Origin of the sequence: Streptomyces sp. SKN60, from assembly GCF_026236535.1 — a bacterium.
In the GTDB taxonomy this organism is placed as follows: Bacteria; Actinomycetota; Actinomycetes; order Streptomycetales; family Streptomycetaceae; genus Streptomyces.
Genome location: NZ_JAHTMW010000038.1, coordinates 14855 through 32361 on the forward strand (window position 1 = coordinate 14855; position 17507 = coordinate 32361).

Consider the following 17507-nt stretch of genomic DNA (forward strand, 5'->3'; position numbering starts at 1 on the left):
CTGGTTATTTCTTCGAGTGAGATGTTGGTTGTTTTATGGATGTGAGTAGGGGAAGGCGGAGATGGTCGGTTTTCCGGCCGTTGTCTGCTGTGGTTGCGGGAGTGCTGTTGGCCGGTGGTACGCCGGGATGGGCCCTGGCGGAGGATTCTCCGTCGGGGCCGCCGAAGTTGCCGGGCGAGGCGTTCCCGTTGCCGGATGCGCCGTCGAAGGCGGTGAAGTCGGGTTTCCTGGCGGGGGCGGGGAGTGTGTCTTCGTCGGGTGCTTTCACCTATCAGGTGCCGCTGGAGGTGCCGGCGGGGCGTGGCGGTGTGCAGCCGAGCCTTTCGCTGGATTATTCCAGTCAGGGCGGGGATGGAATTGTCGGGCTGGGCTGGGCGGTGTCCGGCATGTCGTCGTCGATCACGCGGTGCGGCAAGAGGCTGGACAGTGACGGCACGACGTCGGGGGTGAACTTCGACGAGGACGACCGGTACTGTCTGGACGGCCAGGAACTGGTCGCCCTGGGGGCGTCCGAGCCGGGCGGTGATGGCGCCTACGGCGGGGACAAGACCGAGTACCGGACCGAGAAGGATTCCTTCGCGAAGATCGTTTCGACCAATGACCCGTTCTCGAGCTCGAGCCCGTCGACCGGGCCGGACACGTTCGTGGTGGCGAGCAAGAACGGCCTGATCAGCACCTATAAGCCGCGGAGCGCGACGCGGGTGCTGAAGAAGGGCATCAATCTCGTGTCTGCCACCGATGCCGGGGCGTGTCACTGGGACACGTCGTCGGACTGTGTCGGCCGGTACGAGGAGCATCCGGACGTCCACAGCATCGGCGGCGAAACCTCGAACGTGCGGGCGTTGTGGACGCTGGATAGTGTCCGGGACCAGTCCGGCAACGAGATGACGTACTCGTACACGCCGACCACGGGTGCGGCGGGTAACGAGTTCCTGCTCGATCACATCACCTACACCAACATCGCCGGGCATGGCGGTGGGCAGCGGCAGGTGAAGTTCGTCTACGAGAACCGGACGGACACCTCGTTCAGCTATGTCAACGGCGTGCGGTACAACAGCACGAAGCGGCTGAGCGCGATCGAGATGTGGGCGCCGTACCCGGCGACCGTCAAGAAGGTCCGCGACTACCACCTGTTCTACAAGCCGATGTCGGCCGGCGAGCAGCGGCACTCCCTGCTGGAGAGCATCCAGGAATGCGGTCTGGCCGGCGGCTGCGTGCCGAAGAAGGTGTTTGCCTGGTCGGCCCAGCCCGATCTGACGTTCACTCCGACGACCGTGGACGGCTCGGCCGGGTCCGGGCTGCCGACGAGCGGGAGCCCGGACGAGGCGCCGCCGACCATGAAGATCTTCGACTTCAATGGGGACGGCGCCGATGACGTCGTCTACCAGAAGAGCGGCGCGGACGGTCAGCGGGCCCGGTGGAGTACCCGCGACACGTGGGGGCAGGTCAAGCCGCTGGACGGCAGCACCGGGCCACTGAACGGCACGGGAAACTGGCCGGGGCAGTCGGGCTTCGAGGTGCTGGGCAACTTCGAGTCAAGCCGGCCTCTCGACATGAACAACGACGGCAAGCACGAGATAGCCATCAATGTGGCCGACCTGTCCGGTTTCTCGCTGAAGATCGTGCGCTGGGACTCGGCGACGAACACGTTCGTCAACACCGGGCAGAAATTCTCCGGCGCCCATACCGGATCGGACGAGTTCGCCGACATGAACGGTGACGGCTGGCTCGATCATGTCGGCGGATACATCGATCCGCTGCCCGCCAACGGCCCGGGCGAGTCGGGTGATGAACTGCCTTCGGGCATCTCGGTCAATCTGAATATGGCCGGTGATCATTTCGCAGAGGCGCAGCGCTACCCAGTTCCGAACATGTGCGCGAACGGTCGGGTCCTCGACATCAACGGTGACGGCCGGGCCGAGGTTCTCTTGCCGTCCGCGGTGACCGTGGGCGGCATGGCGTCAAACAAGGGAGTCTGCGGAGTCTCGCACGTCGCACCCGGAAGTTTCACTCCGACCAATACCCAGAATTTGTCGTGGGGTTCGAGCGGCGGGGGCACCTACATGGTGGGCACGCGGGACGACGGTTCGCTGTACGGTGATCTCAGCCCCATTCACACCGCCCAGGAGATCGGCGAATTCAACAGCGTCCTTCCCGTGCAGACCGTCACGACGGAGTTGGAGTGCATACTTTGGAGGTATAACAAGTACACCGACACATGGGACTGCACTGCCCACGTTCCGCATTTTGTCCCGTACACGACTTACAAGTCGCAGGAAATGCAGAATGGCCTGTATCCGTGGAAGCCGGTGATCGGTGACTACAACGGTGACGGGTTGAAGGATGTGGTGCTGGTTCCGATCGCGCACCGCACGCAGGAGCCGTTGTATGAGAGCTTCTATCCGCTGGTGTTCCTGTGGAACACCGGGGCCGGTGTGGACTGGGACAATGCGACGTCCGCGTCGGTGACCATCCCGCGTGATGCTCTGGCGGATGTGCAGGCCCGGGACGTGGACGGTGACGGGCGGGATGACCTGGTGTCGTTCTGGAACACGAACCTGTCGTTGGACAAGGGTGATCTGCGGCAGCCTCCGGCGGACCGGCCGAAGGCGGAGGACTGGACGGTCACTGCGGGCGGCGAGGACCGGATCTCGGTCATGCTGTCCAAGGGAGACGGCACGTTCTCCACGAAGACGATGAACGTGGACGCGGGCTCGGCGCACGCCGGCCTGGCGGGGCGGCCGCTGTCGAACCTGGGTGACTTCAACGGCGACGGCCTGACGGACATCATCACGGTCGGCAAGACCGGCGGCATGGTGGTGCGCTCGCAGCAGGACAAGGCAACGGAGCGAATCGTGGCCGTGTCGGATGAGGGTGCGAACTGGAGCCGTCAGGTGGTGGACTACCAGCACTGGCGGTGGGACGGCCGGACGTCGTGGGACGGCGGGTCGTGCACCGGGCGGGCGATGTGCATGCGCACGGGCGGCACGCTGGTGGTCAAGTCGGTGTCCTCGCACGAGGGTGCGACGAGCGCGGAGGAGGCCAAACCTGAGGCGTCGGTTCTGACGTTCTACGACTTCCGTGATCCGGTGGCTGACCGGTTCGGCCGGCTGGGTCTCATCGGGTTCGGGGTCGAGCGGAGGTGGACGCCGGGCAAGCCGGTGGAGACCAAGACGCTGTTCAACGTGCGGACCACGTCGCCGGATGTGAAGCGGTTCCCGTTCGCGGGCATGCCGTTGACGACGTTCACCGTGGTGCCGATCCTGAAGGCGGACCAGGTCGCCTCGCATCCCACCGGCACGGTGAGAGCGCGCGTGACCCGGGTCGACTCAGGGCCGGAATACCGTCCTTTGAACGCGAACAAGACCTATGCGGCTTTCCCCGGCATCAGCACCACCAAGGAGTGGGAGCAGGACGTCACCATCGACTGGGACCCGTCCTTGCTGACCAATCCGGCACACACGCACAACATCATCGGTGTGGACAACAACCACGCTGCGGACCGGACCCGGACCGTCACGACGACGGTGGACGACCTCGGTAACACCACCCACGTCACCGACAGCACCGCTGGCGGTGTGAGCACGGACACCGACACTGTCTACGACCTGTCACCCGACCGGCTGTCGAGCTGGCTGACCGGTCTGCCAAAGTCCACGAGTGTGACCACGACCGAGAACAAGGTCTTCTCGACCGTGCACACCAGCTACACGCATGACGAGGCGGGTCTGCTGACCGACACCACGGTCGAGGACGGCAACGCCGACAAGACCCTGACCCGGACCAGCCACCTGGACCGCAATGGCACGGGCCAGGTCATCAAGACCACGACCAAGGCCGATGGTCTGCCGGACCGGGTCTGCCACACCGAATACGACACGCTGTTCCCCAACCAGCCGGACGAGGACATCTACGCCTCGCAGAACTGGTGCGAACACGACCAGTCCGCCTACCGGCCCTCCACCTGGCAGGCCGTCCACCCCGCGCTCGGGATACCGGTGGCCACCATGACTCTCACCCAGGCCGGCTCCGGGGTTGCCACCCTTACCCAGATCGACGACCTGGGACGCCCGACCTCGGCCACGGTTCCCGGCCAGCGGACCGTCACCACCAGCTACAGCCAGACCACCGACGCCGACGGCGGCGTCACCGGCGCGAAGGTCACCACCAGCAACGGCGCCACAACAAGCACCACCAGCACCGACCCGGCAGGCCGGACCCGAACGGGCAACACGACCGGCTTCAACGGCGAAACACTCAACACCACGACCACCTATGACGCCTTCGGCCGGGCAGTGACCCAGTCCCGCCCCTACACCATCGGCGCCACCCCCAAGCTGGCCTCAACCCTGTACGACAGCCTGGACCGGGTCGTCAAGAGTGAAGCGCCTGACAAGAGCACCGTCACCAACGAGTACAACGGCCTGTTCGAGACCCTGACCACCGATGCACGCGGTCACCTGACCGAATCCATCAGCGATCTTGACGGCCGACCCCACACCAGCAGCGTCTTCTACCAGAAAGACCCGCAGGACCCGAGCCCGTCGAAGGCGACGACCACCTACGCCTACACGCCGACAACCACCACGGTCACCGACGACCAGGGCAACGTCACCAAGACCACCACGGACATCCTCGGCCGCACCACCAAGGCCGAAGACCCCGACCGGGGCACCACCACCACCAACTACTACGGCACCGGTGACATTGACACCGTCACCCACACCGGAACCGGCGACTACAGCACCTACCACTACGACGACCTCGGCCGGACAACCTCACGCACCGACCACGACAACGTGACCAACACCGACGGCACCACCAAATTCACCTGGGACACCGCCAGCCACGGCCTCGGCCAGCTTGCCAGCGCGACCAGCCCCGACAAGATCATCACCGGTTTCCGCTACGACAGCATCGGCCGGACCGTCGGCACCGACACCACCGACACCACCGACCTCACCCAAACCACCTACAGCACCGACACCAGCTACACCGTCTACGGCACCCCGGACACTCTCGCCTACCCCAACGCTCCGGGCCGTGACCGGTTCACCCTCAAGAACACCTACAACACCCGCGACTACCTCACCGGTATCCAGGACTACAGCAACCCGGCCGCACCACAGACCCTGCAGTCCATCACCGACATGAACGCCGACCTCGCCGTCACCAACGCCACACTGGGCACCCACACCAACCTGACCAACACCTATGACCCCGACAGCGGCCGCCTCACCGACCAGAACGCCGCCACCCCAGCCGGCACCCCCCGCCTGCAACAGCACTACGACTACTACCCCGACGGCCAGGTCAAGCAGCGCGTCCGCAAGCGGACCGGCGATCTCCAGCGCACCGAGGACTACCGCTACGACGAGTTCAACCGCCTGACCGGCTGGGACCTCACCCTGGGCACCAACCCCGGAACCCGCTACACCACCACCTACGGCTTCGACACCATCGGCAACCTCACCGGCGTCGACAGCAATATCAACCAGACCACCGTCCACGAGGCCCGGGAATACGGCAAGAACAACCCGGACGCCGCAACCCGTCACATTGGCCCGCACGCCCTGGGCCACATCGACCGGGGCCCCGTCGAGGCCTACACCTACGACGCACGCGGCCGTATGACCAAGAACGAGCAGGACGACGGCACCCAGGAAGTCACCGGCTACACCGCCTTCGACCTGCCCAAGTCCATCAAGGACCTCACCGGGAAAACCACCACGTTCGCCTACGACGCCTTCGGCCAGCGCTTCAAGAAAACCGGCCCCGACGGCACCACCGTCTACATCGGCGGCCTGTTCGAAAAGCGCACCGACAAGGCAAACCAGGCCACCTATGTCTACCTCCTGCCCGGCATAGGCCAGGCCGTCTACAAGCCCGGCACCGGCACAAACCTCGAATACACCCTCACCGACGCACAAGGCAGCACCGGCCTCGTCCTGGACAGCACCGGCACCGCTACCAGCGCCTTCTACTACGACCCCTACGGCGCCCGCATCAACCCCAACGGCACCCCCGCCGCAAACCTCTCCGGCGACCTCACCCGCGGCTTCCAGGGCAACGAACACGACGACGCCCTCCGCCTGATCAACAACAACGGCCGCCTCTACGACCCCGTCGCCAGAACATTCCTCACCCCCGACCCCGCCCCCTACAACCACGCCTACACCTACGCCAACTCCAACCCCGTCAACTTCACCGACCCCACCGGCTACGACCCCGTCTCCGACCTCGGCAGCGACGTCTTCAACGCCGGCGCCACCCTCACCCAGAACTACGGCACCGCCAACGACTACAGCGGCTTCGGCACCGGGATCCGCACCAACAGCTTCGGCCAAATCCAAGACGGCTTCACCAACCCCTTCGCCAACAACGCCGGCTCCGACAACACCGCCTTCGCCTCCATCATCAAGGGCATCAACGACAGCATTGACGAATACAACGCCATCATGAACACCCCCCTCCTCCCCCTCAACGAGGGCGGCGACCCCTTTGAATCCATAGGCGCCGAATCCGCCCACGGCCTCACCAACCCGCCCGTCTACCTCACCGTCAGCGACGCCCTCGACATCGCCGCCATCGTCACTACCACCGGCGACGCCATCGCCCTCGCCGACTTTGTCGGCGGAATGGCCGAAGCCGACGCATTCGCCACCGCCCTCGACGGCATGCTCGCCGAACGCAAGGCACTCCAGGCCGAATCATTTACCGGGATGATGGATCTGGCGAAAGTCGATGAATTTAATCGACGGGCAGTCAATGGCGTTGCAGTGCCAATGCGCTTTGATTCGTCTGGAATTCACGTCGAAGGAACACGCAACTGTGAAGCCTGCGCTATCGCTGGAGATTCAACCCTGGGTGGGAGCCCCGCCCAGGCAGTCGGCAATTTGCTTGCTGAATCAGGCTCGCCGGTAGAGGGTTTGGCGAATGTTGCAGAGTACGCCAAATCTAGGGGAGGTTCTGGGGTGGTAAAGTCAGTCCGCGACCCGGGGCGACTTTTCCAGGTAATGTCTGATCAAGGGCCCGGGGCCCGCGCAATTGTGGGCGGCTGGGGAGCCAGAGGAAACCCGAATCACTTCTTCAATGTGATAAATGAAGGCGGCAGGGTTTACATTTGGGATTTTCAGTTGCGAGGGAATCGACTTCCAGTCGACTTCTTTGGCAGGTTCAATTCGTATGACATCATCATGACAACCCCTCCTCGAATTCAATAGGGGCATATCATTCGAGATGTGGGATGCTCGGCTAGGTAATGCGGCTGGGTGTCCCGCATCTACTCAGGTTGAACTCGCAGTGCCTGCCGGGCTGATTGTGGTGGATTCCATGATCAGCCCGGAGTCTTTTTCGCGCGAAGTTCTGGCCGCGAAAGAGATCGCCCGTATCGTGACGCCGGCCTTCGGGCGCGACCAAGTGATGCAGTTCCTCGCTGCCACCGCGTTGCATGACTCCGCCCGCAAGGCACTCGCTGAAGCCGGGCTTGACGCAGTCGTGGACGTCTCGGTCACCGGCATCGATGCGCCCCGCGAGGCGCGATTGACCGTCTCCGCGGACCCCGCGGAGGTCCCCGACTTCACAGACCTGCCCCAGCGGATCCGCAAACGCGCTCCGCGACTTCCACATCTCCCTGGATGTCGTTCAGGGCTACCCACTGGGAGAGGACTACCCCCGGGAAGAAGACGGACGCGTCACCGGCGGCTTCGTCGACGAGGTCCTACTCGATGGCAAGCCCGTGCGTTTTGTCCGGATAGAGCCCTGCCACTGACGCCGGCACCGGCCCAGCAAAGAGGGAAGCCCGTGATCGCGAACCCCGGGAATTGCGCGATCGTCAACAATGGTGCGCTCGACCGGGGCGCGGAGTGCCGCGTGGGCCGTGTTCGAGAGCTTGTGCTTGTTGCTCGGCTCGGTGTCGGCTTTGCGTCGGATCGGGGTGATGACGGTGCCGCCGGCGCCCTGATAGCCCTTGTCTGCCAGGACCTCGAGGTCCAACTGCGCGCAGGTGGAGATGATGTCGTGCTCGCGGGCGGCTTTCACGTCGTGGGTTCCGCCGGGCAGGGCGGGTGAGATCCACAGCAGCGTGCCCTCGTCCGCTGTGAGGACCTGCAGGTTCACGCCTTCGCGACGGACCTTGCGGGAGTAGTGACCCTCCGCCTATACCCGATTTGGTCTCGGCAACGGTGCCGTCCAGCAGTACGTATCCGTCGATGGGGTGACCCGTGAGCGCCTCAGTCAACGACGGGGCGAGAGCCGATCCGCTCGATCGTGTCGTTCATGTAGCGCCAGGCCGTAGCCACGCCGATCCGGAAGCCGGCGGCGATCTGTTCGAGCGTGTCGTGCTTGCACAGGTAGACCAGTGTGCACCGGGCCCGGTCCTACGGACCGGGCTTGCAGGCCCGGTTCCCTTCCACCGCCACGAGGACCATCGTCACCGTTTCGAGGAGTCCCAACTCCAGGTCACACGCGGCAGGATAGACAGACATGGGCATCTCCGCTGGTCAGGCTAGTTGTGGTGACCTGCCAAGCCATGGAGATGGCCCGCGCGTTCCTCCCGCGTCAACAACGGCCCGCGGGCCCACCCGCCCGAGCTACAACTGAAAAAGGCTCCCGGTTTGGGCGAGGCAGTTATTGATCAGCTCGGGGCGGTACTGGAGCTTCTTGAATTTGCGCTTCATCATGCGGGTGAAGGAACGGAGGTCGGCTGCGACGAAGTTCGCGATCGACCGCTTGGGTAGCGACCAGACGCCCTCGGTGGGGTTGAGGTCGGGAGCGTAGCTGGGCAGTTGGTACACCCGTAGCCAGGCCTTATTCTCCTGCGCGTAGGCCACCGGTTCCTGGCGCAGGTGCACGGACAGGTTGTCCCAGCACCACACGATCGGGGTGCCCAGCTGCTGGTGGGTCGCGGTGATCAGGTCGCTGCAGTCGGTCCGGGAGAAGGTCTTCGGCCCGTTCCTGCGGCCGCGATAGACGTGCAGCTTGTAGAAGAAGTGGGAGCGCTGGCCGGGTCCGCAGCAGCAGACGCCGGTGATGTCCACCCGTCCGTGTCCCCCGCCGCGCCCCCGCACCGTCGGGCGATCGCCGAGCCGCGCCCAGGTGCGTCCCCGCGGCGGCCACGGGTCTGGCCCAAGTTGTCGGCTCTGTCGCAAGTTTGGGGGTGGGCAGCTTCTTGATCATGGTGAGAGCAGGATGCGGCGCCGTAGGAGATCGAAGTTCGCGCGGCCATACATTTGTCTCTTCAGCGGCCTGATCCTGGTGAGTTGCCTTCGACAGCCCCGGAGGTGTACGCCGTGGTCAGGGCTGCTTGGATGGCTGCGCGGTCGCGTCGCATGCCGTTGGCCAGGGTCCGCAGTTCGCGTTGGCCGTCGAGGCGGACGTCGGCAATCCAGACGTCGAGGGCCAGGTGCTCGTTGCGGCGTTCGCGGATCATGAGTGCCAGGCGGCGGGCGTACTCGACGGTCGCCTCCAGCACGCGGTTCCGCTCGCAGAGTTCCTCGAGTCCCTTTCGCTCGACGTCTGTGAGGTGCTCGGGCCGACGCATGATCCAGTCCGTGACTCTGCGGACGGTCAGGTGGGGCGAGGGGGCGGTGGCCGGGATCGCACCAGCGCGGTAGGGCTTCGCGTGCCGGCGGACCGTGTTGACGTCACCCCGGTAGCCCAGTCGCTGGATCTCCCTGGTGAGCGCGGAGGCGTTCGTGCAGCCTTCCATCCAGCGTTGGTGCAGGTAGATGCGGTAGTCGTCGATCAGAGTGGGCCGGTTGACGGCTCCGATGAGGAGTTCGTCGACTTCCTCGGCGCGTGCGAAGCGGTTGACTGTGCCGCGGCTGAGCTGAAGATCGCTGCGATAGCGCGAAGGCTGTCGCCCCGGGCGATGCGTTCGTGGATCTGCTGGTGGCGTTCGCGGGTGCGGGCGACCAGAGGTCGTGGGCGTCCGTGGATGTCCAACTCGGTGCGGCCATGGCCTTCAGGCGCCGGGTCGTCGTTGGACCGGCCGTCGTGGGTGGTGAGGGGCTGTCGCAGGTCAGCGCGATGCCGCCCGATGACGCGTTCGACTGCTTGCGCCAAGTTGTTGAGAAGATGCCAGGTGTCTGCGACTTGTCTGGCCTGAGGGGCACCGGCCTGGGCTCCGTCGCGGAAGGCCCCGGCCCGGTCGCGGCAGATGATCCGGACCTCAGAGTGATCCCGCAGCCAGGACGCGAAGGTGGCCGCGGCCCGGTCGGCCAGGACGTCGATGGGGCGGCGGGTTGTCATGTCGATGAGGACCGTCGCGTAGGTCCGTCCCCGCCGAACGGCGAACTCGTCGACACCGAGATGCGCATCAGTCCCGATGAGGGGAGCGGAAGTGCCCGGATGAGCCGGAGCAGAGTGTCCTTGCAGGTGTCGATGGCCATCCGCTGGAACAGTCGGGTTCCTGGCCGGCCGCCCAGGAACAGGGCCACGTCCGTGAGGTGGGCGGTGAGAGCCTCTGTGCGGCGTGCGTGGCGACGGGTCAGGGCCGGTATCTGCTCGGCGAACGTCCGACGGGCACAGTGATCGTTCCCGCACACGAGTCGGCGCGCACGCAGTTCGATTCGTACGCGTCGGCCCGCGACCGGTCGATCCGCCAGCGTCCGCTGGTAATAGCAGTGCACTTTCGAAGATCTCTGCCCGCATCCGGAACAGACCGCCGACTTTGCCCGTGATCGCACGGTGACCCGGGCCTCGGCATCCGTCAGCACCAGCTGGTCGACCTGCACCGCAACACCAGGCAGTAGAAGGTCCGCAATCTGAGCCCCACCCATCGCACCTGATAGACGCCCAACAACCCCCAAAGTAGCGACAGAGCCCACAACTTGGGCAGAGCCCGAACCAGAGCGCTAATGCCAGGCAGCGTGCTCTGCGCATGATGTGCCAGGTCTTGAGTTGGGCGAAGGCTCGTTCGCGGGGGCCCTGAGTCGGGCGTGGTCGCGGTTGAACTGCTGGTAGTGGGCGGGCTGTTCGCGGTGGTGGTAGTACGGGGTGCGTGCGGTGGCGCCGGCGCCCTGGTAGGCGCGGTCCGCGAGCACTGGGATCTGCCGGGTGAGGCAGGCCTGGACGATGCCGTGGGCGTGGGCCGCGGTCAGATCGTGGGTTCGGCCCGGTGTCGCGCGGGAGAACCACAGCGTTGTGCCGTCGGGACGGGCGATGACCTGCACGTTCATGCCGTGCTTGCTGCGCTTTTGCGAGTAGTACGGCTCGTCGGCGGCGATGCGGTCGGTGGGAATCAGGGTGCCGTCGCCGATGACGAAGTCGCCCTCACCCAGACCGACGAGCGCCTCGTGCAGACCCGGTGCCCAGGCCGCGAGGACGTCCAGGGTCTCGTCGACGTAGCGCCAGGCCGTCGAGGTCGAGACGCCGAACCCGGCTGCGAGCTGGGCGAACGTCTCGTTCTTGCGGAGATGGGCCAGTGCGAGGAGGGCCTTCTTGAAGCAACCGAGCCGTCTCCACGGCGAGTTCAGTTCAGGCCTTCGGGCGTAGACGAGCCAGGAAACATGCTCGACCAGCTCGTACGGGACGCCGAGCTGGGAAGGATATGGAACCAACAGAGCCCCCGGGCTGTCGGCAGTGTCGAGTGGAATCAACACCGCCAACGACCGGGGGCTCTGCCACGTTCACTGAACGGGCGAGGCCGCCTTGCTCACTTCGATGCCCATGTGCGAGCCGAGCGATCCGTATGTGACATGCTCGATGAGCATGTCAGAGTTCGCGGTGTTGCTGTTCCGGGCGGCGTATTGCGGCTTGGCCGATCGCAACTCCTTGAGCATTTCCTTTGCGTACGCGGTCGGTGCGGACACGGCGCTGGTGGAGCCGGCCACCGCGCAGGGCCACCAGCCGTGAGGCTGGAGCAGGAGCGCACGGTTTCCGTAGGACAGGGACTGCCCTCCTGCGTTGAGGACCGGCGTGCAGTCGACGTAGGCAGGGAAGTTGTTCGGTGCCCCGTTGGGCCACATTCCGTGCGTCCCGGGGGCGTACTCGTACAGCACTCCGAAGGCGAACGTCCGATCCGTGGGGGAGGCGCCCGCCGAAGCACGGTTGAGCGACAGGCTGTGCAGGTGGGTGTTGACCATGCTGATGTCACCCTGGAAGCCGGTGGCCTTGAAACTACCGAACTCCTGGTCAGCATCGTTCCAGGCGGCTTCGAACTGGGAACCACAGTTCGATGGGGCGGGACAGGGGTTGCTCACGACATAGCGCGATCCGGCCAGAGTGAAAGATCCCGACCCGCCGCGCAGATCGATGCCGAGGCCGCCTTCGCTCTCGACGGTCTGCGCAACGAGCTTCCCGTGGCTGGTGAGCTCGTAGGCGGAATTGACGGTCCCTGACGTAGAGCCTCCGAACCAGCGCACGCCCGTCGTGCCGTTCTGCGCCGCGAGAGCACCGCCGGAGACGGACAGTCCGACATTCGAGTCGCTGATGGAGCCGCCGTCCATGCGAACTTGAGTCCGGTCCACCTGGTTGACTGCCAGTGCCCGCCAGGAGTCTTTCCTGAACACGGCCTGGCCGCTGTTGGCTGCACTGACGTCGACCTGAGTGAGATAGACACGATCTCCATCGAGGTCGTTTGTCTGTACCGAAATACCCTTTCCGCCCGCTTCGCCGGCGGCCGGGATATGGGCGAGCTGGCCGCCGAGACGCATGTCCCGGATGGTGGCACGCGCCGGAGCCTGCACGCGGAAGAGGAAGTCGTCGGAAGCCATGGCCCACTGGATGAAAGTTCCCTCGCCGTCTCCGATGAGCTGGACATCCAGGCCTGCCGGGATGACGACAGGATGATTGAAAATGTAGTGACCGGCCGGGATATGGATGATCGGGCGCTCGCCGGCCAGCGATGCCAGGCTGTTCACTTCCGCCTGAATGTCATCGGCTGTGGCGGCAGGGGCGATCTCGCGAATCGTTCGGCTGGGATCGGCGTGAGGGGTGGGAGGCATCGCCGCGGGGCTGACGGACGACAGGTCCGTCTGCGAGTTGTCGAACTGCAAGAGGTTCGCAGGATCGCTGGTCGAGAGTTTGTAGAGGTCCCACCAACTGGTCGAGGGCAGCGAGAACTGGTTTCCCCCGATGATGAGCTCCGATGGATTGACCTTGGTCGGGTCGCCGAGGGAGCGCTGTTCCCGAATGGGGACAATGGAAGTCCGGAATCGGTTGTCGGTGATGACGGTTCCGCCGTTCCCGCGAATATCTACGGCAACGCTGGATGGGTCCAGAACTGTGTTGTCCATGATTGTGATTTCGCGTTCGGCCGGACCGCCTCCGGGCATCTCCGGGGTCACCGTGCCGTCATCCGGTCCTCCCGTCCGCACAAATTGGCGAGATTCGATCGAGGTGTTTCCCCGGACAGTGGAGTCCGTGTGGCCTGCCAGCGCGATGTCGGTCGCCCTGGACTTGCTGAACAGGTTATCCCATGCGGCGAACGTACCCGCGTTGGTGGATAGACCAGTGTCACAGGATTCGAAGGTCGAGTCCCACACCTGCCAGTTGAGAGTGTTGGCGCCGTCCAGGACGAGACCTGCCTGGCGGTAGCTCGGGCTCCCTGCGACGTCGGTGCCGATGTTGCGGAAGACGGTGCGGGAAACAAATCCTTCACTGTCGAGGCTCTGGCCCCCCAGATTCGGAGAATTGATTCCGGCCCAAATACCTCGTGCCACGTTCTCGAGGACAAGGTCCTGCAGGCGGAAGCCGGTTGCGGACGGCGTCGTCCGTGTTCGCTTCCAGGTATCGGTCCAATTGTGTGGATCGAAGCCGACGCGGATGGCCGCCTCGGCGCGTCCACCGCCGTCCAATGTGAGCCGGCTTAGTTGGGCGTGGTTCGCGCCGTTGAGGCGGAACATCCACGAACCATCCAGGGACTGCATGTCGCCGTCGACTGGATCTGCATCCGAAGTGTATTCTTTACCAGCCCAAACGATCTTCGTTGTCTGTGGATCTTCCCCGATGATGCGTACCCCAGCTGCTCGCACAGTCAAGGTCTTGCTAATTCGATAAGTCCCCGCCGGGAGAAACAGAGTGTTTCGATTCTGCTCTGCAACAGGACCCGACGCTTTGCCGGTCGCAGGGTCGACGGGCGTTATGAACTCCGAAGACGACAGTAGATCGATCGCCCGCTGCAGCACCTCCGTGTCGTCGGCGCTGTCGGATGACTGAATGATCTGATCTCGTAGATCAGCAAAGTTGTACCAACCCTGTGGCACATGGCTTCCCGATGCCGGCAACTCCTCCCTCAGGGGAGGGGTAACAGGTGCAGCCGCGTTCATCCCGAACGACGGAATGGGAGTCAACGCGGCAAGCATGAGGGAAAGGCTTCCGGCCAAAGTAGCCGATATGATTCCCTTGGATCTCTTTCTCACAGACAGACTCCGGGCTCTCCGAGTTCTACGTTCACTATCGCCACCGATAAGGCATACAGCGTCAAAACAGTCCGGTGGAAACCATCAGATGATCACACGCGTCGACGGGAGTGTGCAGAGCAAAGAATGCTCACACACTCACACCCGTTACGCTCCAGCAGTCCTGGTCACGACAACGCGCCGATCGGCAGCCACAGTGGTATGCACAGTCAACGGCTGGCCATTCTGCAGGGCTCCATCCCCCTCGGTGTCAATCGCATGCGTCAGCAGCGTCATATTGCTGAAGACCTCATCGAGATCGGCGCCCCTTGCGAGTAAACGGGCCAGGGATTCCGCATCCTCATGCTCGACCGCGTGATGGGCTGGTGTCCAGAAGTCACTCGCCAGGGCATTCAACAACAACCAAGGCACCGCTCCCGACCGGAGCCGTGGAACCCGGCGCCCGGCCGGCACGACAACCGGGCCGTCAGCCTGGCCGCAACCAGCCCGAAGGATCGAAACGGCCCGCCAAAGAAACCGGCGGGCCGTCACGAAAGTTCGAGGCTAACGGTCGGCCTGAGGCGATGAATCTTCGACGACAAGGAAGGCCAGGCAGACCACAGGAGTGCTGTCCTCAACCGGAATGCCCAGGCGATTCCAAAAGCGGCGATGTCCGGCACGCCATTCCTCCAACGAGGCATCGCCTTCCCCTTCAGCCTGTGCATGCTTCCAGGTCACCTCACTGAAGGGCTGCACCTCCACGCCAGTGATTTCAATGACGGCGATGGATTGCTGATGATCGTCCAGCAGTGCCATCCGCTCGCCGAGGTACTCCAGGCCCTCGATCTCCTTGGCGTAGTCGTCCAGCGGACAGGTAGTGGCCGTCTTCCGCCCAGTCAGCACCAAGGAGTTCAGTTCTGCCCGCATCCCGCCCGGAGTGCCAAGTTCCATGGAACGCATTCCGTTAACCCGTGGCCACATCGGCCATCACCTCTCTAGCTTGTTTCGGCTGGTGGTTCGTGCCATCGGTAGTGCCGTCTTTCCTTCGTCGGCCACCCCGACATGCTGCCTGGCTCGCGGACCTGCCGCACACTCCTTCTCCTTGAGTGAGGCGTCGGGCACTACTGTGGATCGGCAATTTCCAGGCCGGGCTGCTAGGTTCCACAGGGTGGCTCGTCATGGGGCCGAGGTCTGGATGGCGTCCTTCACTGTCAGTTCCAGTGTCAGTTCTGCGCCGCCAGCGGTGGTTACTCGTAGAAGGAAGACGCCTGTTGTCTTGTCTGTATAGATCTTCGGAAGTCGCAGTACACCGTCGGCCTCCGTTCTGAGCTCGGCGAGTGTGCGGACTGGTCTGTCCTGCTCGTCCTTGAAGTAGGGACCCTGGTTGCTTGCAGACGGGTCGTTCGTTGATTTGGTCAAGCTGGCTGCTGCAGCCACTCCTGACGCCACGGCATTCTGGAAGGTTGCCTTAAGTTCCACCTGCTGGGCGAATTCCCCGCCGACTGCGGCCGAGAGCTCCTCGTTACCGATCCGGGTCAGAGTGTCCGCCTGGCGGGCCGTGACGGTGGCGGTGTAGTCGAGGTACGGGAGGGTGCGGCCGATGACGGTGGCCCGCACCGTGAAGCTGCCGATACTCTCGCCCGCTTGAAGAGCCGGCGCGGTCGCGATGCCATCGGCGCCGGTGTCCAAGACGAAGTCGGTGGAGCCACCCGGGAAGCGTGTGTCGGTGCCGCCAAAGATGTCGAATCGCACCGCCACGCCGGCCACTGACTGGCCTTGGGCGTTCACCGTTCGCACGCTCACTCCTTGGGCGAAGGCAGTGCCGGCTGTGGCGGCGAGTGGCCCGGTGCTCGCGTCCTCGATACGGCTGACGTGGTCCGCCGGTGCCGGACGGGGACTTGGCGCAGGAGTCGGGGTCGGTTTGGGAACGGGAACAGGCGAAGGCTTCGGAGCGGGGAGGGGGACCGGCTTCGGCGGTGGCTTGGGCGTCGGGACGGGCACTGGCGCCGGAGTCGATGGCTGTGTGAGCGCAGGCTTCGGCGAACTGCCGTTTTTGGTCTGGCGGTCCGATGTCGAGACAGCGGGCTTCTTGCCGACTGGAACCACCGCAGTGCCGTCCGGTACCTGGTGGATGCCCTTCTTGTAGAAGGTGAGCCAGGACAGGACCGTACGAAGGTATTCCCGAGAATGGTTGTAGCTCAGGATTGCCCGGTCCAGGTCTGCCGGGACTGACAGGTTGCGGTGGCGCGCGCACAGATAGCGGCCAGCGGCGAGCGCGGCGTCATAGACGTTGCTCGGATCCTTGCGGCCGTCACCGTTTCCATCCTGCGCCCACGTTGCCCAGGTGGAGGGAATGAACTGCATGGGGCCGATGGCGCGGTCGTGGGTCGTGTCTCCGTCGTACCGACCGGCGTCGGTATCGAGGATGTTGGCGAAGCCAACGCCATTCAGGACAGGGCCGAGAATGGGGGAAAGGGTGGTGCCGTTGGCATCGACGCGCCCGTCACTAGCCTGGCCGGACTCGACCTTGCCGATGGCGGCGAGGAGTTGCCAGGGCAGTCGGCAGTTCGGGTCGTCTCCCGCGATGGTGGACTCGGCGCGCTTGTATGCGGCGAGTACCGTGGCGGGTATCCCGGATGCGGCCGTGCTCAGCCCTGCGGGTGTAGCGGCGGATGTGCCGCTACGGCCAGAAGTGCCGGGCTGCGGCGCGCTGGCAGGGGGGAGGGCTGTGTAGTAGGTGCGAGGCTCGTCGGTCGCAGTGCCTGCACCGGGCGATGGCGCGGCTGGGGAAACATGCCGACCGTCGGCTGCAGCTGTGGGCCCTGGCGCTTGCGGGGCTGCGAGCCCTGCCACGACAAATGCCGCCATCAAGGTACGGATTGTCGCTTTGTTCAGCCGACCCCCGAATTGCATAGTCATGCTTTCGGTTTCTCCCCTGCACCAACGGCGATCCGGTTGCAGACGTGAACCGGGGAGTGCTGAGCACTCCCCATCAAGCCGACCACGCGGACGAACCGCCAGGCATGAGTAGACACCCCTCAAATTCCCGCAGGTGTGATCACAAGGGTTTGCCCTTGGCGGCCGCGGTGGCCCGCTTGGCGAGGACGCGCTTCTTCAGGGCCTTCATCGCCGGCTCGCGCTCCTTGAGGTCGGCGACGAGCGGGG

Annotated in this window: 8 protein-coding genes and 4 pseudogenes; 1 reads left to right on the forward strand and 11 read right to left on the reverse strand. The window is 64.6% G+C overall.

What is annotated here, in order from left to right; genetic code table 11:
• The first annotated feature begins 107 nt into the window (after positions 1-107).
• Positions 108-7223 carry an FG-GAP-like repeat-containing protein gene (locus KV205_RS35250; protein ID WP_265869113.1) on the forward strand — a complete coding sequence of 2372 codons (7116 nt, stop codon included), beginning with the start codon at positions 108-110 and terminating at the stop codon, positions 7221-7223.
• A gap of 445 nt (positions 7224-7668) precedes the next feature.
• On the opposite strand, the pseudogene KV205_RS35255 reads toward KV205_RS35250, so the two are convergent.
• From KV205_RS35255 to KV205_RS35295, 11 genes and pseudogenes are all read right to left on the reverse strand, one after another.
• Positions 7669-8133: pseudogene (locus KV205_RS35255) on the reverse strand (transposase family protein); the annotation flags it as partial.
• 98 nt (positions 8134-8231) lie between these two features.
• Positions 8232-8363: pseudogene (locus KV205_RS36660) on the reverse strand (transposase family protein); the annotation flags it as partial.
• Between the two features lie 228 nt (positions 8364-8591).
• Positions 8592-9149, reverse strand: a complete 558-nt coding sequence (locus KV205_RS35260) for a transposase (protein WP_265869114.1) — start codon at positions 9147-9149, stop codon at positions 8592-8594.
• Positions 9150-9238: 89 nt separating this feature from the next.
• Complete coding sequence (locus tag KV205_RS35265) at positions 9239-9709, reverse strand: transposase (protein ID WP_265869115.1); 471 nt, start codon at positions 9707-9709, stop codon at positions 9239-9241.
• Between the two features lie 35 nt (positions 9710-9744).
• Positions 9745-10329 carry a transposase gene (locus KV205_RS36665; protein WP_374214776.1) on the reverse strand — a complete coding sequence of 195 codons (585 nt, stop codon included), beginning with the start codon at positions 10327-10329 and terminating at the stop codon, positions 9745-9747.
• A complete protein-coding gene (locus tag KV205_RS36670) occupies positions 10248-10781 on the reverse strand; it encodes a transposase family protein (protein WP_374214777.1) in 534 nt (177 codons plus the stop codon). Before KV205_RS36670 ends, KV205_RS36665 begins: the two co-directional genes overlap by 82 nt.
• 85 nt (positions 10782-10866) lie before the next feature.
• Positions 10867-11603 (reverse strand): annotated as a pseudogene (locus tag KV205_RS35275) (transposase family protein); the annotation flags it as partial.
• A 27-nt stretch (positions 11604-11630) separates the two neighbouring features.
• A complete protein-coding gene (locus KV205_RS35280; protein WP_265869116.1) occupies positions 11631-14306 on the reverse strand; it encodes a glycosyl hydrolase family 28-related protein in 2676 nt (891 codons plus the stop codon).
• Between the two features lie 252 nt (positions 14307-14558).
• Positions 14559-14750, reverse strand: a pseudogene (locus tag KV205_RS35285) (ankyrin repeat domain-containing protein); the annotation flags it as partial.
• A gap of 156 nt (positions 14751-14906) precedes the next feature.
• Positions 14907-15293 carry an ASCH domain-containing protein gene (locus KV205_RS35290; RefSeq protein WP_265869117.1) on the reverse strand — a complete coding sequence of 129 codons (387 nt, stop codon included), beginning with the start codon at positions 15291-15293 and terminating at the stop codon, positions 14907-14909.
• Positions 15294-15518: 225 nt separating this feature from the next.
• Positions 15519-17261 (reverse strand): lytic murein transglycosylase, encoded by a 1743-nt coding sequence (locus KV205_RS35295; RefSeq protein ID WP_265869119.1) that lies wholly within the window; start codon positions 17259-17261, stop codon positions 15519-15521.
• Positions 17262-17507 lie beyond the last annotated feature (246 nt).